This window comes from Microbispora amethystogenes (genome assembly GCF_016863015.1).
Taxonomy (GTDB): domain Bacteria; phylum Actinomycetota; class Actinomycetes; order Streptosporangiales; family Streptosporangiaceae; genus Microbispora; species Microbispora amethystogenes.
The window spans coordinates 62,485-85,476 of the sequence record NZ_BOOB01000014.1 but is presented as its reverse complement, the minus strand read 5'-3'; the positions used below and the strand labels follow the sequence as shown (position 1 = coordinate 85,476).

21 protein-coding genes are annotated in these 22,992 nt (G+C 70.6%); 12 read left to right on the top strand and 9 right to left on the bottom strand.

Translation table 11 applies throughout. The features are described 5' to 3' along the window. Positions 1–2: 2 nt before the first annotated feature. On the bottom strand, positions 3–1,505 hold the full coding sequence (locus tag Mam01_RS10005) for a serine/threonine-protein kinase (RefSeq protein ID WP_204285101.1): 1,503 nt from the start codon (positions 1,503–1,505) through the stop codon (positions 3–5). Positions 1,506–1,699: 194 nt separating this feature from the next. On the opposite strand from Mam01_RS10005, the gene Mam01_RS10000 reads away from it, so the two are divergent. Together Mam01_RS10000 and Mam01_RS09995 are read left to right on the top strand one after the other, a co-directional pair. Next, the gene (locus Mam01_RS10000) at positions 1,700–2,026 is read left to right on the top strand and encodes a DUF1330 domain-containing protein (RefSeq protein ID WP_150932373.1); all 327 of its coding nucleotides are present in this window, start codon (positions 1,700–1,702) and stop codon (positions 2,024–2,026) included. Positions 2,027–2,208: 182 nt separating this feature from the next. Next, positions 2,209–2,625: a hypothetical protein gene (locus tag Mam01_RS09995; RefSeq protein ID WP_204285100.1), complete on the top strand. Its 417-nt coding sequence runs from the start codon at positions 2,209–2,211 to the stop codon at positions 2,623–2,625. 102 nt (positions 2,626–2,727) lie between these two features. Here Mam01_RS09995 and Mam01_RS09990 read toward each other — a convergent pair whose 3' ends face one another. The 5 genes from Mam01_RS09990 to Mam01_RS09970 form a co-directional block, all read right to left on the bottom strand. Beyond that, entirely contained in the window at positions 2,728–5,658 is a 2,931-nt protein-coding gene (locus Mam01_RS09990) for a glycoside hydrolase family 3 protein (RefSeq protein ID WP_239101184.1), read from the bottom strand. Between the two features lie 71 nt (positions 5,659–5,729). Further along, positions 5,730–6,569, bottom strand: coding sequence for a carbohydrate ABC transporter permease (locus Mam01_RS09985; protein WP_225311236.1), 840 nt, complete (start codon positions 6,567–6,569; stop codon positions 5,730–5,732). After that, positions 6,566–7,468, bottom strand: coding sequence for a carbohydrate ABC transporter permease (locus tag Mam01_RS09980; RefSeq protein WP_204285099.1), 903 nt, complete (start codon positions 7,466–7,468; stop codon positions 6,566–6,568). Before Mam01_RS09980 ends, Mam01_RS09985 begins: the two co-directional genes overlap by 4 nt. Positions 7,469–7,554: 86 nt before the next feature. Further along, positions 7,555–8,880 (bottom strand): ABC transporter substrate-binding protein, encoded by a 1,326-nt coding sequence (locus Mam01_RS09975; protein WP_204285098.1) that lies wholly within the window; start codon positions 8,878–8,880, stop codon positions 7,555–7,557. Positions 8,881–8,904: 24 nt separating this feature from the next. After that, on the bottom strand, positions 8,905–11,187 hold the full coding sequence (locus tag Mam01_RS09970) for a TIM-barrel domain-containing protein (RefSeq protein WP_204285097.1): 2,283 nt from the start codon (positions 11,185–11,187) through the stop codon (positions 8,905–8,907). Between the two features lie 163 nt (positions 11,188–11,350). Here Mam01_RS09970 and Mam01_RS09965 point away from each other — a divergent pair, with 163 nt between their 5' ends. Continuing rightward, on the top strand, positions 11,351–11,596 hold the full coding sequence (locus Mam01_RS09965) for a hypothetical protein (protein ID WP_204285096.1): 246 nt from the start codon (positions 11,351–11,353) through the stop codon (positions 11,594–11,596). 6 nt (positions 11,597–11,602) lie between these two features. Here Mam01_RS09965 and Mam01_RS09960 read toward each other — a convergent pair whose 3' ends face one another. Further along, complete coding sequence (locus Mam01_RS09960) at positions 11,603–12,019, bottom strand: hypothetical protein (protein WP_204285095.1); 417 nt, start codon at positions 12,017–12,019, stop codon at positions 11,603–11,605. A gap of 116 nt (positions 12,020–12,135) precedes the next feature. Between Mam01_RS09960 and Mam01_RS09955 the strand changes: the two genes are divergently transcribed. After that, positions 12,136–12,603, top strand: a complete 468-nt coding sequence (locus tag Mam01_RS09955; protein ID WP_204285094.1) for a hypothetical protein — start codon at positions 12,136–12,138, stop codon at positions 12,601–12,603. Between the two features lie 71 nt (positions 12,604–12,674). Here the strand turns inward: Mam01_RS09955 and Mam01_RS09950 are convergent, their stop codons facing one another. Further along, positions 12,675–13,766, bottom strand: coding sequence for a glycoside hydrolase family 53 protein (locus Mam01_RS09950; RefSeq protein WP_204285093.1), 1,092 nt, complete (start codon positions 13,764–13,766; stop codon positions 12,675–12,677). 115 nt (positions 13,767–13,881) lie between these two features. Next, the gene (locus Mam01_RS09945; protein ID WP_239101183.1) at positions 13,882–15,903 is read right to left on the bottom strand and encodes a beta-galactosidase; all 2,022 of its coding nucleotides are present in this window, start codon (positions 15,901–15,903) and stop codon (positions 13,882–13,884) included. A 187-nt stretch (positions 15,904–16,090) separates the two neighbouring features. Here Mam01_RS09945 and Mam01_RS09940 point away from each other — a divergent pair, with 187 nt between their 5' ends. From Mam01_RS09940 to Mam01_RS09905, 8 genes are all read left to right on the top strand, one after another. Next, positions 16,091–17,398 carry an ABC transporter substrate-binding protein gene (locus Mam01_RS09940; RefSeq protein ID WP_204285092.1) on the top strand — a complete coding sequence of 436 codons (1,308 nt, stop codon included), beginning with the start codon at positions 16,091–16,093 and terminating at the stop codon, positions 17,396–17,398. 10 nt (positions 17,399–17,408) lie between these two features. Then, positions 17,409–18,302: a carbohydrate ABC transporter permease gene (locus Mam01_RS09935; protein ID WP_239101182.1), complete on the top strand. Its 894-nt coding sequence runs from the start codon at positions 17,409–17,411 to the stop codon at positions 18,300–18,302. A gap of 17 nt (positions 18,303–18,319) precedes the next feature. Next, complete coding sequence (locus tag Mam01_RS09930; protein ID WP_204285091.1) at positions 18,320–19,177, top strand: carbohydrate ABC transporter permease; 858 nt, start codon at positions 18,320–18,322, stop codon at positions 19,175–19,177. A 44-nt stretch (positions 19,178–19,221) separates the two neighbouring features. Then, positions 19,222–20,223, top strand: a complete 1,002-nt coding sequence (locus Mam01_RS09925) for a LacI family DNA-binding transcriptional regulator (RefSeq protein ID WP_204285090.1) — start codon at positions 19,222–19,224, stop codon at positions 20,221–20,223. A gap of 52 nt (positions 20,224–20,275) precedes the next feature. After that, positions 20,276–21,220, top strand: a complete 945-nt coding sequence (sigJ, locus tag Mam01_RS09920) for an RNA polymerase sigma factor SigJ (protein ID WP_239101181.1) — start codon at positions 20,276–20,278, stop codon at positions 21,218–21,220. Continuing rightward, complete coding sequence (locus Mam01_RS09915) at positions 21,217–21,669, top strand: carboxymuconolactone decarboxylase family protein (RefSeq protein WP_204285088.1); 453 nt, start codon at positions 21,217–21,219, stop codon at positions 21,667–21,669. Before sigJ ends, Mam01_RS09915 begins: the two co-directional genes overlap by 4 nt. A 289-nt stretch (positions 21,670–21,958) precedes the next feature. Then, positions 21,959–22,120 carry a hypothetical protein gene (locus Mam01_RS09910; protein ID WP_204285087.1) on the top strand — a complete coding sequence of 54 codons (162 nt, stop codon included), beginning with the start codon at positions 21,959–21,961 and terminating at the stop codon, positions 22,118–22,120. Between the two features lie 161 nt (positions 22,121–22,281). Next, a complete protein-coding gene (locus Mam01_RS09905) occupies positions 22,282–22,905 on the top strand; it encodes a pyridoxamine 5'-phosphate oxidase family protein (protein WP_239101180.1) in 624 nt (207 codons plus the stop codon). Positions 22,906–22,992 lie beyond the last annotated feature (87 nt).

Sequence of the window (22,992 nt, the reverse complement as noted above, 5' to 3'; positions counted from 1 at the left end):
GGCTACGCCAGCCCGCTCAGGCCGCCGGCGGCCGACCGGGCCACCGCGACCGCCGCGTCCCGCAGCCGGGCCGGGGACGTCACGTCCAGGTGGGCGTACCGCAGCACGGCCACCAGGTCGCCGAGCCGGAAGTACACCCACGCGGCCTTCGCCGTGCCCTCCGGCGTGGTGACGTCCACGGCGAAGGCCTCGTCGGCCAGCCCCGGCACGTCCCGCGCGGCCGACTCGACGACCTGGGTCTTCCGGTCGAGCCCGACCTCGTACCAGATCAGGTCGCCGTCGCGCGGCCCCGAGGCGTACTGCCGGCGCAGTCCCTGCATGAGCGTCCGCGCGGAGGCGAGGTCCAGTGCCCAGGGTTCCGGGGTGTCGGAGTCGGTCTCGGCGCCCAGTTCGACGCCCGCGCCCGTGACGGTCCACTGGCAGCCCGCCTTCTCCGGGCGCGGGTCCGCCGGGGCGCCCAGGATCCGGCGCACCTCCGCTCCGGGCAGCGCCCGGCACAGGTCCACGGCGCGGGTGAAGACCGGCGAGACCCGCGGCGGGGGCGGGCCGGGCTCGCCGTCCCGCAGCGCGTACGCCGTCAGGGGCACCGCGGCGGCGGCCACGGCGAGGGCGACGGCCGCGATCCACCACCGGCGGCGCCGGGCGGGCCCGGCGGGGGCGTCGGTCCGGATTTCCGGGCCGGGCGTGCCGCCGTCGGCGATCCGGCGCAGCGTCGCGAGCGCCGCGCCCGTGTCCGGGCGGTGCGCGGGGTCACGGGCCAGCATCCGGGTCAGCACCGGGCCGAGCGGCCCCGCGAGCACCGGCGGCCGGGGGTCCCGGGTGAGCGTCGCCGCGATCACCTCGGCCTGGGTGCCCTGGTGCGGCGGGACGCCCTCGACCGCCGTGTAGAGCGTGGCCGCGAGCGACCACAGGTCGGCGGCCGGGCCCCCGCGGTCGCCCGCGAGCCGCTCGGGCGCGATGAAGCCGGGCGAGCCGACGAGCAGCCCCGCCTCGGTGATCGACGCCTGGCCGGCGGGCCGGGCGATGCCGAAGTCCGTGAGGACCACCCGGCCGTCGGCGGACAGGAAGACGTTGCCCGGCTTGACGTCCCGGTGCTGCACGCCCTGCGCGTGCGCGGCCGACAGCGCCTCCAGGAGCCGGGCGCCGAGGTCGGCCACCTGCCGGTACGGCAGCGGCCCGTACGACGCGACCTGCGCGGCGAGGTCCCGGCCGCGGAGCAGCTCCATGACGATCCACGGCCGGTCGTCCTGGACGAGCACGTCGTGCAGCGCGACGATCCCGGGGTGCCGCACCCGCGCGGTGACCTCGGCCTCGCGCATGACCCTGGCGACGAGCTCGGCCCGCTCCCGCTCGCCGAGGCCGTCAGGGAGGCGCAGTTCCTTGACGGCGACCTCGCGGTCGAGCACCGGGTCCCTGGCCAGCCAGACCCGGCCCATGCCGCCGGAGCCCAGTGGGCGGAGCAGGTGGTATCGCGAGGCCAGTGGCTCCCCCAGCGATTCGGCCATAACGGGGAGAATAGCGAAAGCGTGATCGATCGCCCTCCTTATCGCCGGTCCCGTCCGACGGGCGAGACGCGGACGGCTCCGCCGCCCGGGCATTACCTCAGGGGTCATCGCCTCCGTGACCGGCCTGGGACATGCTCGGAACCAGGAGGGGACGCCCGTCCCCGGCATCGCCGCCCAGGCCACAGGAGGAACCCATGCCCGCCTACGCCATCGCCCAGCTCCGCGACGTCGCCGTCGGCGCGGACATCGTCGAGTACCTGCGGCGCATCGACGCCACGCTGGAGCCGTTCGGCGGCCGGTTCGTCATCCACGGCGGCGAGGCGGAGGTGCTGGAGGGCAGCTGGCCGCAGACCCTGATCGTCATCGGGTTCCCCGACCTCGACACGGCGCGGGCGTGGTACCGGTCGCCCGCCTACCAGGAGATCCTTCCCCTGCGCACGCGGAACTCCTCCGGGGACGCCGTGCTCCTCCCGGGGGTGGACGAGGACCACAGGGCGCTGGACGTGCTGGCGCCGGCCTGACCCGCGCCGCGTTCGAATGGGATGAATGCTCCTAAGTCGCCCTGTGCCGGGAAAGGATCGGTATCCGCTGCGTCGGGGCTCGACGTGGACCGCGAGCGACCCCGCGCATCGGGGTACGTCACGACTGCGGTCGCAGGAGGCGACGCGTTCGCACGTCCACCAGAGGAGCGGAGCCGGCGGAGATGAAGGTGCATGCTGCGCGCGACGCGCTCATCCGAGTGACCCGGTGCCGGTGTGCCGCACTCGTGGTCGCGGTCGCGGCGGTCCTCGGGGCGGGCCTCGCGATCGGCTTCCTGCCCGGCCTCACGTCCGCCGCGTACGCCCGGCCGATGTACGCCGTGCCGGTGTCCCACGGCGGAGACGGCGGCGGAGGCTGGGTGGGACCCGACAACAACGGCAACGGGTCCCGCATCTCCGTGGGCAACGGCAGGGTCTTCGGGAACTACATGGTGGTCGGCAGCCTCAAGAACGCGACCGGTGTGCAGCAGGCCACGGTCGGAGTGAACGGCTCCGCCAACTCCCAGGGCAACATCTGCAGGCGGCGGGGCGGCCACTGCTGGTTCAACCAGAACGCCTGGGTCCGCTCCGGCCGGTGGTGATGCCGGTCGGCTGCCGCCGTACGACGACGGAACGCCCCGCGGATGGGCGGTGCTCACCCGCGGGGCGTCCTCGATGTCCGGTCCGGTCCTGCCGCCCGAGGCTCAGCTCAGGGTCAGGTCCTTGACCCGGACGTCGCCGGTGAAGACCAGGTAGACGTCCTTCACGCCGTTCGCGCCGGAGACCGGAGCGGTGGCGGCGGCCCACTGGTAGACGCCGCCGGTCGCGGCGACCGGGATCGTGGCCACCTTCGTGCCGTTCGGGGAGCCGAGGCGCACCTCGATCTTCCCGCCGGCCGCGGCGGCCACACCCACGGTCACCTTGGCGGGCTTGCGGAGCTGGACGTCCCTGAACGCGATCCAGCCGCCGTCCGCGCCCGCCACGGCGTCGCCGCGGACCTTGGTCTCGTCCACCAGGTGGACGCCGGAGTAGTCGTCGAAGTCGATCGCCCGGGTGGTCGTCGACAGGTCGCGGTGCGGGATGTCCTCACCCCTGACGTTGATCGTCGAGCGCTGGCGGACGGCCTCCGACGACGATCCCACGAGGATGTCGTGGGTCGCGTTCTCGACCGTCCACTTGTTCCGCGTGACGTCCCACAGGGCGAGGTCGGCCTTCTTCACGGTCATCGTGACCGTCTTCGTCTGCCCCGGCGCCAGCGACACCCGCTGGAACGCGCGCAGCTGCTTGACCGGCTGCTTCACCCGCGACCGGTGCTGGTGGGTGTAGAGCTGCACGACCTCGTCACCGGCCCGGGAGCCGGTGTTGGTCACCTTCACCGAGACCTCGTACGCGTCGCCCTTCTGCACGGCCTTCAGGCCCTGGTAGGCGAACGACGTGTACGACAGGCCGTATCCGAAGGGGTAGAGCGGCCTGCCCCGGTAGTACAGGTAGGTGCGGTCCTTCTTGACGATGTCGTAGTCGAGGATGTCCGGCAGCTCGGCGGCCGACCGGTACCACGTCTGCGTCAGCCGCCCCGCCGGGTTCACGTCGCCGTACAGCACGTCGGCGAGGCCGTGGCCGGTCTCGGCGCCCGCGTGGGTGGTCCACAGGATGGCCGGGACGTTGTCCTGCTCCCAGTTGATCGTCGTCGGGTAGCTGTTCTGCAGCACCACGACCGTGTTGGGGTTGGCCTTCTTCACCGCCTTGACCAGGGCCTCCTGGCCCTCGGCGAGGTTCATGTCGGTGCGGTCGTGCGCCTCGCGGCCGTTGATGAACGGCATGCTGCCGACCACGACGACCGCCACGTCGGCGTCCTTCGCCTTGGCGACCGCGTCGTCCACACCGCGGGAGACGACCTCCTTGGCGTAGTGCGTGGCCTGGTCGGCGGTGGTCAGGCTGAGCGAGCCGTCGGCCTCGGCCTTGACGTACGCGTTCGGGCCGAACCAGCTCTCGCTCGTCTCGTAGCCGGCGTACCGCAGCAGGAAGGTGCCGTCGGTCTGCTGCTCCAGCTTGAACTGCTCCTGCACGAACCAGCCGGACGGCTGGTCGGCGGTGTTGGCGAGCGTCGACCAGTTGGCCCGGCTGACGTACTTGCCGTTGGCCGCGCTGCGCAGCGTCAGCACGCCCTGGCCCCAGTCGAACGCGTCGAACTGCTCGGTCGCGCCGGCCGTGGCCGCGCTCTCCTTCAGGTCTCCCCCGGTGGCGGGCGCGCTGATGTACTTCCCGGTGGCGACGTCCTTGAGGGCGATCCGGTCGACGCCCTCGGAGGAGGACACCGCCTTCGCGCGCTCCCTGATCCCGGCGAGCGGGGTCACCTTGTACGGCAGGGCGCCGGAGTACCAGTCGGTGTAGAGGACGTCGGCCAGCGGGCCGACCACGGCGACCTTCTTGCCGGGCTTCAGCGGCAGGGCGCCGCCGGAGTTCTTCAGCAGCACCATGGCCTTGGCCGCGGTCTCGCGGTTCAGCTTCTGGTTCGCCGGGCTGTTGACGACGTCCTTGGTGATCTTCCCGTACGGCCCGCCGTCCGGGTCGAACTCACCGAGCCGGAACCGGATGCTGAGCTGGTGCCGGACGGCGTCGTCCACGTCCGCCTGGGTCAGCAGCCCCTTCGACAGGGCCTCCTTGACCGCCGCGACCGTCGGGCCGCCGTTGGTGTCGTCGACGGTCATGCTGTCGAGGCCCGCCTTGATCAGCGCGGCGTCGGCCTCGGCCTGGGTCGCGTAGTACTTCTCGCTCTGCACCAGGTTGTTCGGCGCCCAGGCGTCGGAGACGTTGAACAGGGTCCGGTTCGTCCAGGAACGGACCACGTCGTTCAGGTCCGGGCTGACCGTGTTGGGCCGGCCGTTGACGAGGTTGTAGGACGCCATCACGCCGGTCGCGGCGTCCGCGGAGATGGCCGGTTTGAAGGCCGCCTCGTCGTACTCGTGCTTGACCCGCGGCGGCAGTTCCGAGGAGGTGACGTCCCGGCTGATCTCGTTGTTGTTGGCCAGGTAGTGCTTGAGCGTCGGCGCCGACTTGAGGTGGTCGGGGTCGTCGCCCTCCATGCCCGATCCGTACGCCGTGGAGATGGCGCCGGTGAGCAGGGGGTCTTCGGAGTAGCCCTCCTCGTTGCGGCCCCAGCGCGGGTCGCGCAGCAGGTTGACGACGGGCGCCCACAGGTTGAGCCCCCACACGCGCGGGTTCTGCGCATGGAAGCCGCGGGCCTCGTCGCCGACGGCGGAGCCGACCCGCTTGATCAGGGCGGGGTCCCAGGTGCTGGCCAGGCCGAGCGCCTGGGGGAAGACGGTGCCGGTGGCGGTGACCACGGCGCCGTTGTTGTCGATGTCGGTCGACCAGGCGACGCCGTGCAGCGCCTCGGTGCCGCTCTTGAACATGCCGACGCCGAGGCGGTCGATCGCCGGGGCGTACTGGTGCAACATCGACACCTTCTCGTCGAGCGTGAGCCGCCCGAGCAGGTCGTCGACGCGCTGCGCGAGCGGCAGCGACGGATTTCGGAACGGATAGTCGCCGGCCGCCCGCACAGGGCCGGCGCCCAGGCTCAGAGCCAGAGCCAGGGCGGCCGACGCGGACAGCATCGCCGAACGGCGACGGGACATTGCGCCTCCAGGTCAGGTAGTGACGCGTTTCTTCGGTTTTCTCGGGTTGGGGTTTCTCTCGGGTGGGGGTCTTACTTGATCGCGCCGACCGTGATGCCACGGGTCAGCGTGCGCTGGAAGATCAGGAAGAAGGCCACAGCCGGCACGATGCCGAGCAGCGCGGACGCGCTGGACATGGTGGCGTCCATCATCTTCTCCCCCTGCAGGACGCCGAGGGCGACCGGCACGGTCTGGTTGTCGTTGGAGATGAGGAACACCATCGGCAGGAAGAACTCGTTCCACGTCCAGATGAAGAAGAAGATGAGCAGCACGGTGAGGGTCGGGCGGCTGACGGGCACGACGATCCCCCACAGGATCCGCCACCTGCTCGCCCCGTCGATCTCGGCCGCCTCCAGGATCCCCCGGGGGAACTGCCCGAGCACCGACGAGAGCAGGTAGGTCCCGAAGGCCCCCTGGATCACCGTGAAGATCAGCATGACCGCGAGCTTCGAGTCGTACAGGCCCACCTGCTTGGCCAGGTAGTACAGCGGGTAGACGAGGGCCTCCTGCGGCAGCGTGTTGGCGACCAGGAAGAGCACGAGCAGCCACAGCCGGCCGCGGACCCGGCCGACCCCCAGCGCGTACGCGTTGAGCACCGACAGCAGCACCGCGGCGACCGCGACGACGCCGCTGATCAGGAGGCTGTTCCAGAGCTTCAGGCCGAAGTCGACGCGCTGCCAGAAGGTGACGATCCCGTCCAGGTACAGCCCCTGCGGCAGGCTGAGCGGGCCACCCGACGAGTACTCGGCCGGTGACTTGAACGCGTTGAGCGTGACGATCGCGAAGGGGACGAGCATCACGACCGCGAGCACGACCAGCGCCGCGAGCACCGCCCAGCGCCCCGGCTGGCCGAAGTGGCGATCGGAGGTCACGAGTCACGCTCCTGGTCACGGTCCTGGACGCGCAGGAAGAGGAAGGTCACCACGACGATGATCAGGGCGAGCACGGTGGCGATCGCCGAGCCGTATCCGACGTTCACCTTCTGGAAGAAGTTCAGGTAGGAGAAGTAGGACGGCACCATCGTCGCCGAGCCCGGGCCGCCCCGGGTGAGCACGAAGATCGGGCCGAACACCTTGAGCGCCGCGATCGTGCAGGTGAGCAGGACCACGAAGATCTCGGGCCGGATCTGGGGAATCGTGATGTGCCAGAACCTGCGCCACCAGGAGGCGCCGTCGATCTCGGCCGCCTCGTACAGCGAGGGGTCCACCCGCTGGAGCCCGGCCATGAAGATGACGACCGGGTAGCCGAGCTGGAACCACACCATGATCGCCATCACCGTGGCCAGCGCCAGGTCGGGGTCGCCCAGCCAGTTGACCTTGAGCCCGAAGATCTGGTTCACCGCGCCGTACGACGGGTGCAGCATCCAGCCCCAGACCACTCCGGCCACCGCGACGGGCAGCACCTGCGGCAGGTAGAACGCCGCGCGCAGGGCCGAGGCCGTACGCGCGCCGAACCGCTTGGCGATGTAGTCGAACAACGCGGCGGCCAGCACCAGGCCGGCGATCGTCGGCACCACCGCCATCGCGACGATCAGCGCCACGTTGTGCTGGAAGGACGCCCAGAACCGCTCGTCCCGGAAGAGCTTGGTGTAGTTGTCGAGCCCGATCCAGGTGGGGGTGCCGACGCCGGACCAGCGGGTGAAGCTCGTCGCGACGTTCATGAGGAACGGCACGACGATGATCGCGAGGAACAGCACCAGGCTCGGCAGGAGGTAGAGCCAGTAGCCGCCCCTCCCGCGCGGGCGGGCGGCACCCGCGTCGGGTGGTGCCATGTGCGGACCTTTCAGGGGTGGGTCCGGCGGCGGAGACCGGTCAGGTGATCCCGCCGCCGGGGTCGGAGGAAGGTGCGGCGGGTCTCCTAGTTGCCGATGTCGGCGAGGTTGTCGTTGTAGGGCTGGGCGATCTCGTCCAGGACCTCCTCCGGCTTCTTGTCGCCGTTGATCAGCTCCTGCACGCCGGAGACGAGCACGTCGTAGTAGCCGGGGGCGGGCCAGTCGGGGTAGAAGGCCAGGCCGTCCTGCGTCGAGAGCTTGTTGAAGTTCTCGATGAGCTCCTTGTTCTGCTCGTCGGTGATCGCGGCGGGGTCGGCCGCGACCGGGATGCCGCCGGAGTTGCCGAGCAGGTTCTGGACCTCCTTCTTCATCGTGATGTCGATGAAGTCGTAGGCGAGGTCCTTGTTCTTGGACTTCTCCGGCACGACCCAGATGTTGCCGCTGGAGCCCGGGGCGAACTGACCCGGCCAGAGGAAGGAGCCCCACTTGAAGCCCTTGATCTCCTCCTGCATGCGGCCGAACCACCAGCTGCCCGACACCATGATCGGGAACTTGCCGCCGATGAACGCCACGCCCATGTCCTCGGCCTTCATGCCGGCCGAGTTCTTGGCGATGTAGCCCTTCTTCACCCAGTCGGAGATGGTCTGGGCGGCGTACGTGAACTCGGGTCCGTGGAAGTCGACCTTGCCCTTGTAGAGCTCGAAGGAGTCGATCCAGGCGCGGTTGGCCTTGTTCAGAGCGAGCAGGTAGAACAGCTGCTGGGCGGGATACTCGGCGCCCGCCATCGCGATCGGCGTGGTGCCCTTCTTCGCGAACGTGTCGAGCGCCGCGGTGAACTCGTCGAAGGTGGTGGGCACCTTCACGCCCGCCTTCTCGAACATGTCCTTGTTGTAGTAGACCATCACGTACTCGCCGTAGTTCGGCACGCCGAACCACTTGCCCGAGCCCATGATGCCCCGCTCGTCGTACTTCGCGGTGGTCTGCAGCGACGGGCTGAGCAGCTTGTCCCAGCCGCGCTTGGTCGCCTCCTCCGTCAGGTCGGTCAGCAGGCCCTGCTTCGACAGCAGACCGGCCGTCGCGTTGCCCTTGTTGTACTCCATGATGTCCGGGGCCTCGTCGGAGTTGAGGACCATGCCGGCGGTCTTCTGGATCTGCTCGAAGCCCTTCTCCTCGAACTTCACCTTGACGCCGGGGTGGCTCGCCTCGAACTCCTTCATCGCCTCGGCCCAGGCGGTGCCCATGGCGCTGTTGCCCGTCTCGTAGTGCCAGAGGGTGAGGGTCTTGGCCTCCGCGGAACCACCGCCGCCCGCGCCGCCGCCCTCGGACTTGCCGTCGCTTCCGCCGCACGCGCCCAGCGCCAGGACGGCCGCGGCCAGTGCCGCCACCGCCGCGCTCCTGCCTAACTTGACCATGGTTGTTCTCCAGGGGGTATCGCTTCAGTTGATGACGACCGGGGCGCCGGGGCCGGCGAACTCGACGCCGCCGATCCGCTTGGGGCCGTCGGCGGTGACGGTCAGCCGTTCGCCGTCCCACACCGCCCTGACCCTCGTGTCCCCGTCCAGGTCCCTGATCGTCGTACGGCTCTCGCGCTCCGGCAGGCCGAAGACGAGCAGGGAGACCCGCGGGTCGTCGGCCACGGTGTCACCCGGCTCGGTGACCGGGACCATCGAGCCGTGCCGTCCGAACAGGGGGATCCGGTCGAGCGGCGGCGACACCGTGACATAGCGCCCGCCGTCCACCGTCTCGCCGGTCCAGTAGTCCACCCACACCCCCGAGGGCAGGTAGACCTTCCTGGTGCCGTCGGCGGAGATCATCGGGGCGACGAGCAGGTCGGTCCCGAGAAGGTACTCCAGATCGGCCTGCCAGGCCACCGGGTCGTCCGGGTGGTCGACGCACAGCGCGCGCAGCATCGGCGCGCCCGTCTCAGCCGCGGTGACCGCCGCCGAGTAGATGTACGGCATGAGCCGGTATCGCAGCCGCAGGGCCTCGATGGCGGCCTGCTCGGCGTGCGGCGGGAACTCCCAGGGCTCCCGGGTGGTCGTGCCGTGGAACCGCACGAGCGGGGACAGCGCGGCGAACTGCGACCAGCGGATGTAGAGGTCCGGGGTGGGCGTGCCGGTGAAGCCGCCCGCGTCGTGGCTCCAGAACGGGACACCCGACAGGCCGTGCGACAGGCCGCCCCTGATCGTGCTGCCCATCGCGGGGTAGGTCGTGTCGACGTCGCCGCTCCACTGGGCCGAGTGGCGCTGGCCGCCGAGGAAGGACGAGCGCGCCCAGACCAGGCCGTGCCCGTTGACCTCGCGGGTCACCTCGGCGACGAGGTCGTTGAACAGCAGCGTGTAGACGTTGTGCAGGTCGGTGCCGGTCATGCCATTGAACGCCACCGCGTCGGCCGGCACGCCCTCGGCGAAGTCGGTCTTGAACGCCGCGACGCCCTCGCGCAGCCGGTCGCGCAGCAGTCCCTTGAACCATTCGGCGGCCTCGGGGTTGGTGAAGTCGACGATGCCGCAGGCGGGATAGGAGCCGTGCCAGGTGTCGGCGACGTACGCCTCGCCGTCGGGCCGCCTGAGGAAGTAGCCCTTCGCGGCGGCCTCGGCGAAGGCCGGGCTGAGATGCGAGATGTAGGAGTTCATCCAGAGGCAGACCCGGAAGCCCTGCTCCCTGAGCGTGGCGAGCATGCCCGCCGGGTCGGGGAACGTCTCCGGGTCCCACTGGAGGTCGGACCAGTGGCCGTCCGCCTGCCAGTAACAGTCGAGGTGCAGCACGTCGCAGGGGATGCCGCGCTCCCTGATCTTCCTGGCGCGCTCCAGCACCCGCTCCTGGCTGTCCCGGAAGAAGCCCGAGGAGATCCAGGTGCCGAACGCCCACTTCGGCGGCAGTTCCGGCCGCCCGGTCAGCCCGTCGAACCGGTCCAGCACCTCGGCCGGGGTCGGCCCCGCGATCACGTAGTAGTCGATGAGGTCGTCGGGCACGACGATCTGCACGGCGCTGTGGGTGGACTGGCACATGTCGAACTCGACCGGCGTGCCGCTGTCGACGCAGACGCCGTATCCCCTGCTGGACAGGTAGAACGGCACGTTCTTGTACGCGCGCTGCGACTCGGCGCCGAACGCGTCGAAGTTCCACATCAGCGGGCGCTGGCCGCGCTTGTCGAGCGGCGTGAACGACTCGCCGAACCCGCCGAACGCCTCGTCGGCCGGGGCGAGGAACGTGTCGTGATAGGCGACGGGGGCGCCGTCGACGGCGGAACGGCCGAACGGCAGCGTGCGGAGGCGGCCGCTGATGTCGGGGTGGCCCGGGTCCTGCTCCACCAGCGTCCGGCCGGCCCGGTCGGTGAAGCGCAGGTTCCACGGGTTCAGCCGCACCTCGGCGCGCAGCGACCCGGCGTCGACGACGACGCGGCTGTGGTTCGCCTCCACGACGGTCCCGGCGTACTCGCCGGGGGTGACCATGCCGATCGCGCGGGCGGACCGGGTGCGGGCGTCGGGGTCCTCCGACAGCCGCACCCGGATCACCCCCTCGCCCGCGGCCGTGATCTGCACGACGAGCGTCTCCTCCGCCGAGGTGGAGCCCTTGAGCGTCACTCCCCGCTCGTCGGCGGCCACCACCTCCGCGCCGGTCAGCGCGGACAGGCCCGTCTCGCCCGGCTCACGCACCGGTAGCTCGGGAGGATCGGCCACGAAGAACTCGCGCGCGACCAACGGGGGGCGGTACGGCATTGCGGCACTCCATCAAGCTCATCCGGCGATTGTGGAGTTAGTTTGCCGTCCATCCCAACAAAAATCAATGGCCCTGCAGGAGCGGAGTTTGCGCAGGTTATTCCCGTTTATGACAGTTTCAGGTAACGTGTCCGCAATCCTTGGTCAAGGGCGGGTGATGTGGATGGACAGGTTCGTACACGTGATGCCGATCGACGACGTGATCGACCACGAGGGCAGCCCCGGCTGCGTCTGCGGTCCGGGTGGGCAGTCCGTCACCGCCGCCGACATCGGCGAGCCGGCCCCTTCCCCAGCCGTCGACACGGCCGTCGACGCGATGCCCGGCTGGCCGCAACCGGCCATCGGCATGATCTACCACCACTACGCGCTCAGCCACTGCCGCGAGTGGGAGGCCGTCCCCGAGGCCTGACCTCGGCTAACGGGGCCGGTACTTCACCAGGATCTTCTCCAGCCCGTCCACCACCGGCCGCCAGGACGACGGCACCGTGTATCGGGTGACCCGGCGCCCCTGGTAGGTCAGGCCGTACGCGAGGAAGTCGGCCCCCTGCGGCGGGGCCTCGGACCGGCCGAGCCGCAGGTTCTTCAACGCCCCGCGCAGCCCGCGCCACTCGGACGCCGTCAGGCACCTGCGCGTGACCGGGCCCGTACGGCGGCTCAGCAGGGCGCAGCCGTCGGTGTAGACGCGCACGCGGTTGTCCAGCCCCGCGAACCCGCCCTGCTCGCGCAGTTCGACCAGCGGCCTTTTCGGCGCCGTCGTCGCCTCGGCCGGGCCCGTCAGGGCCGCCATGGAAAGAACCACCAGCGACAGCAGCGCGGCACGTGAAGTCCTCATGCTCTCCATAACGGCCCCCAACCCCCTCCGGCTCACCCCACAGACTTACCAGAACTCCAGGTAACTGATATGTGACCATGAGTAATATCCCGGCCATTCCTGGACTCGACCACGAGATGCCCATCGCTCTCATCCACAACCGGCCGGAGACCGCGCTGGAACTCCTCCACGTCGCGACCGGGAAACCGATCCCGCCCTTCACGGCCGCCCGGGTGGAGGCGGTGGACAGCAGCCAGCCGGTGCCGGTCGAACGCCGGGCCGACTCGGTCGTCGTGGTCCGCGACGAGAAGGGCAAGGCGACCATGGCCGTCATCGTGGAGGTGCAGCGCGGCTACGACGGCGGCAAGCGGTTCAACTTCGAGTACCTCGGCGAGAAGTACTTCTCCCACTGGCTGGAAAAGGGCGAGGCCAAAGGACGCGCCGAAGGAGAGGCGAAGGCGATTCTCCTCGTGCTCGAATCTCGTGGCCTGCGGATCTCCGACGAGGCGCGCGAGCGGATCCGCCTGTGCGAGGACCCGGAGCAACCGGATGCCTGGGCTCGCGGGGCCGCCGTCATCACCTCGGTCGACGAACTGTTCGGGTAGAGGCGGCCCGGATGCCGGGGCGGGCCGCCCAAGGGGTGTGCCCCGCGAGACGGCCCGCCTGACACGAGTCTCTAGGGGGTCCACCTGACGTTCGGGTTGATGTGGCCGGTCCAGTTGAACACGGCCATGTTGTCCCAGCCGTCTCCGCTGCCGTTGATGTTGGCCGGGTCCCAGCCGTTGCCGGGCACGGCGTACCAGGTCGGCTCCCAGTAGAAGACGCCGATCGCGCCCGCGTCGCGGGCCGTGTTCTGCACCGCCGTGAACTCCGCGCCCTGGCCCTGCCAGGTGAGGCCGTACCCGGAGCATCCCGAGGTGACCGAGTTGCCGGTGGAGTCGGCGTTGTCGGCCGTGAACGGGTATGCCGTCTCGGCGATGACGACGGGCTTCCCGTAGCGGGACCGCATGTCCGAGATCACGTAGGAGAGGTTGGACAGCGTGCCGTGCCACATGCAGTAGTACGACAGGCCGGTGATGTCCCAGGCGACGCCCTTGGCCCTGATGCCGTCGTAGAACCAGCGGGCGTTCGCGTCGCTGTCGGCGTCCGCGGTGTGGATGATCACCTGGGTGCCGCCGTTGCACGCCTTGGTCGCGTTGTAGCCCGCCTTGAGCAGCAGGCTGAGGTTGGTGAAGTCGTTGTTGACGACCTTGCCGTCGTTCCACAGCATGCCGACGTTGATCTCGTTGCCGATCTGCACGCTGTCGGGGGTCGTGCCCTGCGCCTTGAGGCTTGAGCACACGTCGTAGGTGTAGTTGTAGACGTCGCTCTGCAGCTGGCCGATCCCGTGGCCGGACCAGGCGGCGGGCTTGTACTGCTTGCCCGGGTCCGCCCAGGTGTCGGAGTAGTGGAAGTCGATCAGCAGCTTGAGGCCCCTGGCCTTGACCGTCCTCGCGTACTGCAGCACCTTGGCCTTGTTGTTGTAGCCGCTGGCGGGGTTGTTCCAGATCCGCAGCCGGACGTAGTTGACGCCGACGCCCTTGAGGATGTCCAGCGGGTCCCTCTGGTTGCCCGCCGCGTCGTAGTACCTCGCACCCAGATCCAGGGCGCGCTGTACGGAGGAGACGTCGGCGCCGAGCATGGTCAGCGGGGCCGCGGCGAGTGCCGGCGGCCCGGCGGCCAGAGCCGCGGCGGCGCAGGCGACGAGCGCCGCCAGGAACTTTCTCATGTGTCCTCCGGTCAGGGAAGGATGTGATGGATTCCCCCGAAAGGATCCCCCGCCCCCGGCAGCACCAGGGGAGATTTCAGCTGATTTCAGGTGTTTTCACGCACTTTCATGTGTTTCACGGGCGGACCACGACGACGCCTCCGGCGGGCACCGTCGCCGACCCCGTGTAGGCGGCGCCGTCCAGCACGCCGGTTCCGGTCACCCCGCCGACCGTCACCGCGGCGTCCGCGTGGTTGAGGAGGAAGAGGTGGTCGCCCCGCCGGACGACCTCCAGGGTGTCGGGGAGGCCGCGCGGCCGGGACACGCCCGCGTGGTCGAGGACACCGGCGACGAGCCCGCGCAGGTCGGCGTCGTGCGCGCCGTCGCCCGGCGCCGGGTCGAGCGCGGTGGCGACGTACCACGCCGTGCCTCCGCCCAGGTCGTTCCGGGTGACCGCGGGATGCCCGGCGTCGGGGCCGCCCGCGAAGTCGTGCACGGCCCGCGCCCCCGCGAGCCGTACGCGCTCGGACCAGATCCGGCCCGCAGGGCCGGTGCCGCCGGGGTCCCCCGATCGCCGCAGCGGCACCGTCTCGTGCTCGCGGAGCGGGTGGAACTCCTCGACCGTCAGGCCGAGCACCTCGCGCAGCGCCCCGGGGTGCGGCCCCGGGTGGATGGTGTCGTTCTCGTCGACGATCCCGGAGAAGCAGGAGACCAGCAGGTGGCCGCCGGCCTCCACGTAACGGTGCAGGTTCTTGGCCGGCGCCTCGCCGAGCAGGTAGGAGCTGGGCAGGACGACCAGCCGGTACGGCGACAGGTCGGCCGACGGGTGGACGAAGTCGGCGGTGACGTGCTCGCGCCACAGCGCCTCGTAGTAGGCCTCCACCCGGTCCCGGAAGCGCAGGTCGGCCGAGGGCCGCCACTCGAACTCGACGGCCCAGTAGGACTCCCAGTCCCAGACCAGGGCGACCTCGGCCGTCACCCGCTCCCCTCGCACGCCGCCGAGACGGCGGAGGTCCGCGCCGAGCGCGACCACGTCACGCCAGACCTCCGAGTCCACGCCGGCGTGCGGCACCATCGCCGAGTGGAACTTCTCCGCGCCGTGGCGGGAGGCGCGCCACTGGAAGAACATCGCCGCGTCCGAGCCCCGCGCCACGTGGGCGAGCGTGTTGCGGCGCATCTCCCCCGGCCGCTTGGCGACGTTGCGCGGCTGCCAGTTCACCGCGCCGGTCGAGTGCTCCATGAGCATCCAGGGACGGCCGCCGGCGACCGACCGGGTGAGGTCGGCGGCCAGGGCCAGCTCGATGTGCGAGTCGGGGCGCTCCGCGACGAGGTAGTGGTCGTTGGCCACCACGTCGACCTCCTCCGCCCAGCGCCGGTAGTCCATCGGCTTGCAGTTGGGAATCATGAAGTTTGTCGTGACGGGCTGGTCACCGAAGCGGCGGATCGTCTCGCGCTCCCGGCGGAAGCAGGCGATGTGGGCGTCGACGGAGAAGCGCATGAAGTCGAGCCGGAGGCCGCTGAGGAGGCCGGGCGGCGCGGCGACCGGCGGCTCGACCTCGTCGAACGAGCCGTAGGTCAGCCCCCAGAAGACGGTCCCCCAGGCGGCGTTGAGCGCGCCGACCTCGCCGTACTTCTCCCTGAGCCAGGCGCGGAACGCCTCGGCCGAGACCGGGCAGTGGCAGTGCGCGTTGGCCCAGCCGTACTCGTTGTGCACGTGCCACATGGCCACGGCGGGGTGCCCGGCGTACCGGGCGGCGAGGGCGGCGACGACCCGTTCCGACGCGGCGGCGTAGTCGGGCGAGCTGGGGCAGAAGCTGTGCCGGGACCCCCCGCCGAGCACGCGGCCCCCCTCGTCCACGAGGCGGCTTCCGGGGTAACGGTGGCGGAACCACGTGGGCGGCGAGGAGGTGGGGGTGGCGAGATCGGCGTACACGCCCGCCGAGTGGAGCAGGTCGAGGATCCGGTCGAGCCGGGCGAAGTCGAACTGGCCCTCCCTCGGCTCGATCAGTCCCCAGTTGAAGACGCCCACGGTGACCAGGTTCACCCCGGCCTCCCGCATCAGCCGGACGTCCTCCCGCCACACGTCCTCCGGCCACTGCTCGGGGTTGTAGTCGCCGCCGTAGGCGAGGCCCGCGGGCAGGACGGGATAACCGGGCACGTCTCCCCCTCAGCTCTTCTTCTGTGAACGTGCACAGTAGTCCACAACGACCACTTCGAGAAGGTCTGAGGCGATTCACCCAGATAAGGAAGGGCCGTTAACAACCGCGTAACGGCCATTGACAGCGCGGTAGCGACTCTTCAGTCTGTGAACGCTCCCAGACGCTCTCCCCCGCCTGGAGGAACAGATGCGCGTGTACCAGCTGGCCACGGCCGCGATCCTCGTCGCCGCGCTCGGCGCGGCCTGCTCCGGCGGCTCGGGCGAGCCGTCCGCCACGAGCGGCGGCGGCGCCGCGTCCGGCGGCCCGGTGACGCTCACGTACTGGACCTGGGTCCCGAACATGGACAAGATCGTCAGCGTGTGGAACCAGGCCCATCCCGACATCCAGGTCACGGTGAGCAAGCAGGCGGGCGGGGACGACGCGGCGGCCAAGTTCCTCACCGCCGCCAGGGCGGGCAACCCGCCCGACCTGGTCCAGGCCGAATACCAGATGCTGCCCTCCTTCGTCGCCGCCGGCGCCGTGGCCGACATCAAAGCGGAGACCGCGAAGGCCAGGGGCGAGTTCGGCGAGGGCGTCTGGGGGCTGGTGACGCTCGGCACCGAGGCCGTCTACGCGGTCCCCCAGGACAGCGGGCCGATGATGCTGTACTACCGGCGGGACCTGTTCGACAAGTACGGCATCGAGGTGCCGAAGACCTGGGACGAGTACGCCGAGGCCGCCCGGGCCGTACGCCGGAAGGACCCGAAGGTCTTCCTCGGCACGTTCTCCAGCAAGGACCCGGGCTGGTTCGCCGGGCTCGCCCAGCAGGCGGGCGCCCAGTGGTGGTCGATCGACGGCGACGCCTGGAAGGTCGCGGTCGACGACGAGGCCACCAGGAAGGTCGCCTCCTACTGGGGCGGCCTGGTGAAGGAGGGGGTCATCGACGACACGCCCTACTTCACCCCGGAGTGGAACAAGGCACTCAACGACGGCAGGCTGCTCACCTGGCCGTCGGCGGTGTGGGGGCCGGGTGTGCTCTCCAGCAACGCGCCGAAGGCCAAGGGGAAGTGGGCTGTCGCGCCGCTCCCCCAGTGGAACGCCGGCGAGAACCACAGCGGCTTCTGGGGCGGCTCCTCCACCGCCGTCGCCGCCAAGTCGGCCGCCAGGGCCGCGGCGGCGACGTTCGCCACCTGGCTGAACACCGACCCGCAGGCGCTCGGGCTACTGATCGAGGAGGGCGCGGTCTACCCGGCCTCCACGAAGGGCGCCGCGCTCATGACCGAGGCCCCCGGCTACTTCTCCAACCAGCCCGACTTCTGGAAGCAGGCCGCCGCCATCGGCGCCACCGCCCGCGGCTTCACCTTCGGGCCCGACGTGAACGTCACGTACAACGCCTACCGGGACGCCTTCGACAAGGCCGTCGCGGACCGGTCGGACTTCACCGCCGCCGTCCGGACGATGCAGGACACCACCGTCGCGGACATGCGCAAGACCGGCTTCACCCTCGCCCAGTGACGGCCGCCCAGTGACGACGCGGATTCGGCAGGGGGCTCCCCGCGCGGGGGCCGTGCCCTACCTGTTCCTCGCCCCGGCGATGGTGCTGTTCACGCTCTTCATGGCCCTGCCCATCGGCTACACCGCCTATCTGAGCCTGCGCCGCACCAAGGTCTCCGGTCTCGGCCTCGGCGCAGGCGCCCGTACGGAGGTCTTCGCCGGGCTCGGCAACTACGCCGCGGCGATCGGCGACGGCGAACTGTGGGCCGGGTGGCTGCGCGTCCTCGGCTACGGCGCGCTCGTGCTCGCGCTCATGCTGGGGCTCGCCCTGGTGTTCGCGCTGATGCTCGACGCCGCGCACGTGCGGCTGGCCCAGATCACCCGGATCTCGATCTACCTGCCGTACGCCGTGCCGGGGGTGGCCGCCACGCTGATGTGGGGGTTCCTCTACCTGCCCGGGCTCAGCCCGTTCGGCGACCACCCGTTCCTGAGCGCCGGCCTGGTCACGTTCTCGATGGCCAACGTGGCGGTGTGGGGCGGCACCGGCTTCAACATGCTGGTCCTGTACACGAACCTGCGGGCCGTGCCGCGCGAGTACTACGAGGCGGCCAGGATCGACGGCGCGGGCGAACTGGGCATCGCGCTACGGATCAAGATCCCGATCCTGGTCCCCGCGATCATCCTGACCACCGTGTTCTCCGTCGTCGCGACCATCCAGGTGTTCACCGAGCCGACCACGCTGCGGCCGCTGACGAACACGATCAGCTCGACCTGGAGCCCGTTGATGAAGGTCTACCGCGACGCGTTCGTCACCGGCGACCTCCACTCCGCCGCCGCGACGTCCATGGCGATCGCCGGGATCTCCCTCGCGGTGTCGTTCGGCTTTCTGCGGGTCGTGAAGAACCACGCGTTCGGGGAGGACTGATGGGTCGGGGAGGGCTGATGGCCACCACCGCACCGGCCGGGACACGCCGGCCGGCCGGGATCGTCCCCACCGGGGTGCTCGTGCTGGGCGCGGTCTACACCCTGTTTCCGGTGAGCTGGGTGGTGGTCGCGGCCACCAAGTCGAAGGCCGAGCTCTTCTCCACCCCGACCTTCGCGCCCGGCACCGGCCTGCTGTCCAACCTGGCCGACCTGTTCGCCTACCGCGACGGCGTCTTCTGGCTGTGGCTGCTCAACACCGTCCTGTACGCCGGGGGCGGCGCGGTCCTGGCGACCGCGGTGGCGACCGTCTCGGGGTACGCCCTCGCCACGTACGCCTTCCGCGGCCGCGGCCTGATCTTCAACCTGCTCGTCGGCGGGATCCTGGTGCCGCCCGTCGTGCTCGCGATCCCGCAGTATCTGCTGTTCTCCGAGGCCAGCCTGGCCGGCACCTACTGGTCGGTGCTGCTGCCCCAGATCCTCAGCCCGTACAGCGTCTATCTGGCCAGGATCTACGCGCGGGCCGCGATCCCGGCGTCGCTGCTGGAGGCGGGCCGGCTGGACGGCGCGGGCGAGTGGCGGCTGTTCCACCGGGTCTCGCTGCCGATGCTCACCCCGGCCATGGTGACGATCTTCCTGTTCCAGTTCGTCGCGATCTGGAACAACTTCCTGCTGCCGTTCATCATGCTGGGCGACGACTACCGGTTCCCGCTGACGGTCGGCCTCTACACCCTGCTCGCCGCCGGAGCCAACCAGCCCTCGCTCTACAACCTGATCATCACGGGGACGCTGCTGTCGCTCGTCCCGCTCGTCGCGCTGTTTCTCACCATGCAGCGCCACTGGCGGGCCGACCTGTCCGGCGGAGCAGTGAAAAGCTGACGAGCGGGGGAAACGCGCTGATCGGCCGGGGGACAATTACGGATATGGGGAAGCGTCCGACCATTCACGACGTCGCCGCGGCGGCCGGCGTCTCGCGCGGCACGGTCTCCCGTGTGCTCAACGACGACCGGTACGTGAGCCCCGCCGCCCACGCCGCCGTCCGCCGGGCGATCACCGAGACCGGCTACATCGTCAACCGCAACGCCCGCAGCCTGGTCACCCGGCGGACGGGGTCGGTGGTCATGGTGCTGTCGGAACCGCACGAGAAGGTCTTCGAGGACCCCAACTACGGCGTGCTGATCCGCACCGCGATCCGCCGCCTGGCCGAGCGCGACGTCTCGCTGGTCGTCATGCTGGCCGGCGACGACGGAGACCGCGAGCGGGTGCTGCGCTACGTGCGCGGCGGCCACGCCGATGGCGTCTTCCTGGTGTCCGCCCACGCCGGCGACGCGCTGGCGGACGCCCTGGTGAAGACCAGGGTGCCGGCGGTCGCGCAGGGCGCGGTGGTCGGACGGGAGAACGCGATCCCGTACGCCGCCGCCGACGACCGCGAAGGCGCCCGGCAGATGGCGCGGTACCTGGTCGAGCGGGGACGCAGGAAAATCGCCACCATCACCGGCCCGATGGACACCCCGGGCGGCATCCAGCGGCTGGAGGGCTTCGCCGACGTGCTCGGCCGCAAGGCGTCCCGGCGGCTCATCGAGCACGGCGACTGGAGCCGGCTCAGCGGCGAGAGCGCGATGGCGCGGCTGCTGGAGCGCACGCCCGACCTCGACGCCGTGTTCGTGGCCTCCGACCTGATGGCAGCCGGAGCCTTGGCGACGCTGCGGGCGGCGGGCCGGCGTGTGCCCGACGACGTGGCGGTGGGCGGCTTCGACGACTCGTCGATCGCCGCCTCCACGCACCCGCCGCTGACCACGATCAGGCAGCCGCTCGCCCAGGTCGCCGAGGAGACCGTACGCCTGCTGCTCGAACTGGTCGACGGCGCCGACCGCGTCGACCCGGTCATCCTCCCCACGACGCTGGTCGTGCGCGACTCCGCCTGACCTCGGGGGCGAGGCGATGTCACACATGGAGGGGCTGTCTCGTCCTCACGACGTGGACGACCATGACGACGGCGTGATCGACAGTGTGACCGGCAGGGGCGCCGGGTTCGAGGCGCTGCGGCCTCGGCTGCTCGGCGTCGCGTACGGGCTGCTCGGCAGCCTCGACGAGGCTGAGGACGTCGTGCAGGACGCCTGGCTGCGGCTGCGCCGCCACCAGGAGGAGGGCGGCGCGGAGATCGAGGACGTGACCGGGTGGCTGGTGGTCACCGTCTCCCGGCTCGCCCTCGACGTGCTGCGCTCGGCCCGGCACCGCCGGGAGGAGTACGTGGGGCCCTGGCTGCCCGAGCCCGTTCTCACCGGTCCCGTGACCGGTGGGGTGATCGCCACCGGGCCCGCCGAGCGGGTGACACTGGACGAGTCGATCAGCATGGCCATGCTCGTCGTGCTGGAGTCGCTGAGCCCGGCCGAGCGGACCGCCTTCGTGCTGCACGACGTGTTCGGCCTGACGTTCGCCGAGGTGGGCGAGGCGGTCGGGCGCAGCCCGGCCGCCTGCCGGCAGCTCGCCGCCCGGGCGCGGGCGCACGTCGCGTCCCGCGCTCCCCGGTTCGACGTGGATCCCTCCGCGCACCGGCGGGTGGTGGACGCCTTCGCCCGCGCCTGTCTCGGCGACGACGTCGGCGCGCTGCTCGCGCTGCTCGACCCGGAGGTCGTGCTGCGCAGCGACGGCGGCGGAGTGGTGCGCGCGGCACGGCGGCCCGTCCTGGGCGCCGCCAAGGTCGCCCGGCTGCTGATGGGCCTGCGCAGGTTCGGCCGATTCGAGATCGTGCGCGCCTCGGTGAACGGCCGGCCCGGGCTGCTGCGTTACCGCGAGGGCCGGCTGGCGACCGTGATCGGGCTCACCGTCGCGGACGGCCGGATCACCACCGTCGACATGGTCCTCAATCCGGAGAAACTCGCCCGCCTGACGCGGGCCGACGAGACGAGGAACCAACGATGACCGCGAGAATCCGTGTGCGTGAGCTGGCCCCGGAGGCGATCGAGGCGATGCGGGGGGTGGAGCGGTTCCTGGACGGATGCGGCCTGCCGCACGCCACCCTGGAGCTCGTCAAGATCCGGGCCAGCCAGATCAACGGCTGCGCCTTCTGCGTGGACATGCACGCCAGGGACGCGAAGAAGGCCGGGGAGAGCGACGAGCGGCTGTGGTCGGTGGCCGCCTGGCGGGAGGCGCCGTACTACACGGACGCCGAGCGGGCCGCGCTGGCGCTGGCCGAGGCCGGGACCCGGCTCGCCGACCGGCCCGACCCGGTGCCGGACGAGGTCTGGGCGGAGGCGGCGCGGCACTACTCCCCGGAGGAGCTGGCAGCTCTGACCGTGGCCGTCGCGCAGATCAACGCCTGGAACCGGATCTGCGTCATCAGCCGTACGGTCCCCGGCTCGGGGGTCTGACCTGGCGGAACCGGGAAAACGGGGCGCTCGCGCAAAAACAGGAGGACGGTGGCGGGCGGGGCGAATAGTCTGCGTGTGTCACGGAAGGACAAGGGTCATGAGACGTACCAGGATCCAGAGGCCTCGCCGTATCCGCCGGCCCGCCGCCGATCTCGACCTGCGCACGCCCTCCGGACGGCGCCTGCCCTACTGAGACTCCTGTGACGGCTGAAGCTTTACGCCCGCTTTACCCGTCCTCCTGTATTTATTCGGAAAGGTAACGGAACCATCACGGTCGGGGGGATGCAACATGGTCACGGTGGTGCCGTCGCTCGCGAAGGTCAGGGACATCAGGCCCGCGCTGCGCCGCAGACCCAAGCAGCAGGACAGGAAGATTGTCGACCTCAGGGCCTACACGGGCGGGAACGTCATCCGTTTTCCCCGGACGGCGGGTCCCACCTCGGCGGCCTGACCCTGCTCGATTCGCGCTGATCGGCCCGCCCGGCGCGCCCGCCGGGCGGGCCGGGCGCTTCACTGATTGAATGTCCCCCGATGAGCGATTCGTCCACCCCTTCGTCCACCCCTTTGTGGGCTCCTTCGTCGGCTCCTTTGCCCGACCCTTTGTCGGCCCCTTTGTCGGCCACGGAGCGGACCCGGCATCGCCGTCTGCGCGAGCAGGGCCGCACCGGCCGGGAGGCGCTGTTCGAGGTGCTTCAGGCCGGGTTCGTCTGCCATCTGGGTGTGGTGGTGGACGGCGATCCCATGGTCGTGCCCACCGTCTACGGCTTCGACGCCGACCATCTCTACGTACACGGCTCGGTGGCCAGCCAGAGCCTCACCCGGAGCACGACGGTCTGCGTGACGGTCACCCACGTGGACGGCCTCGTGCTGGCCCGCTCGGTCTTCGAGCACGGGGTCAACTACCGCAGCGCGATGATCTACGGCGTGCCGCGCGTGCTGGAGGGCGACGAGAAGCTCACCGCCCTGCGCCTCCTGACCGAGCACGTCGCCCCCGGCCAGTGGGACCACGCCCGCCAGCCGAACCGCAGGGAACTCGCCGCGACCACAATCCTGGCGATCCCGCTCGACGAGGCGTCGGTGAAGGTACGTGAAGGCCACCCCGACGACGCCGGCGACCCGCACGACGTCTGGGCCGGAATCCTGCCGCTCACAACATCGTGGCAACCCCCCGTAACCGATCCCCGGGCAGCCCACCACCCCATCCCCCCGCACATCCTCACCCGCCCCGGCCCCTGAACGGCCGAGCCTCCAGCTGCGAAAGTTCGATGCGGCTTCCGCTCGCGATCGAATGGCACATTGAGTATTCGATCGACTGCGTAGAGT

Coding starts and splice junctions, on each gene's coding strand:
- Mam01_RS10005 (WP_204285101.1), bottom strand. CDS start 1,505: ATGGCCGAATCGCTGGGGGAGCCACTGGCCTCGCGATACCACCTGCTC.
- Mam01_RS10000 (WP_150932373.1), top strand. CDS start 1,700: ATGCCCGCCTACGCCATCGCCCAGCTCCGCGACGTCGCCGTCGGCGCG.
- Mam01_RS09995 (WP_204285100.1), top strand. CDS start 2,209: ATGAAGGTGCATGCTGCGCGCGACGCGCTCATCCGAGTGACCCGGTGC.
- Mam01_RS09990 (WP_239101184.1), bottom strand. CDS start 5,658: ATGTCCCGTCGCCGTTCGGCGATGCTGTCCGCGTCGGCCGCCCTGGCT.
- Mam01_RS09980 (WP_204285099.1), bottom strand. CDS start 7,468: ATGGCACCACCCGACGCGGGTGCCGCCCGCCCGCGCGGGAGGGGCGGC.
- Mam01_RS09975 (WP_204285098.1), bottom strand. CDS start 8,880: ATGGTCAAGTTAGGCAGGAGCGCGGCGGTGGCGGCACTGGCCGCGGCC.
- Mam01_RS09970 (WP_204285097.1), bottom strand. CDS start 11,187: ATGCCGTACCGCCCCCCGTTGGTCGCGCGCGAGTTCTTCGTGGCCGAT.
- Mam01_RS09965 (WP_204285096.1), top strand. CDS start 11,351: ATGGACAGGTTCGTACACGTGATGCCGATCGACGACGTGATCGACCAC.
- Mam01_RS09960 (WP_204285095.1), bottom strand. CDS start 12,019: ATGAGGACTTCACGTGCCGCGCTGCTGTCGCTGGTGGTTCTTTCCATG.
- Mam01_RS09955 (WP_204285094.1), top strand. CDS start 12,136: ATGCCCATCGCTCTCATCCACAACCGGCCGGAGACCGCGCTGGAACTC.
- Mam01_RS09950 (WP_204285093.1), bottom strand. CDS start 13,766: ATGAGAAAGTTCCTGGCGGCGCTCGTCGCCTGCGCCGCCGCGGCTCTG.
- Mam01_RS09940 (WP_204285092.1), top strand. CDS start 16,091: ATGCGCGTGTACCAGCTGGCCACGGCCGCGATCCTCGTCGCCGCGCTC.
- Mam01_RS09930 (WP_204285091.1), top strand. CDS start 18,320: ATGGCCACCACCGCACCGGCCGGGACACGCCGGCCGGCCGGGATCGTC.
- Mam01_RS09925 (WP_204285090.1), top strand. CDS start 19,222: ATGGGGAAGCGTCCGACCATTCACGACGTCGCCGCGGCGGCCGGCGTC.
- Mam01_RS09915 (WP_204285088.1), top strand. CDS start 21,217: ATGACCGCGAGAATCCGTGTGCGTGAGCTGGCCCCGGAGGCGATCGAG.
- Mam01_RS09910 (WP_204285087.1), top strand. CDS start 21,959: ATGGTCACGGTGGTGCCGTCGCTCGCGAAGGTCAGGGACATCAGGCCC.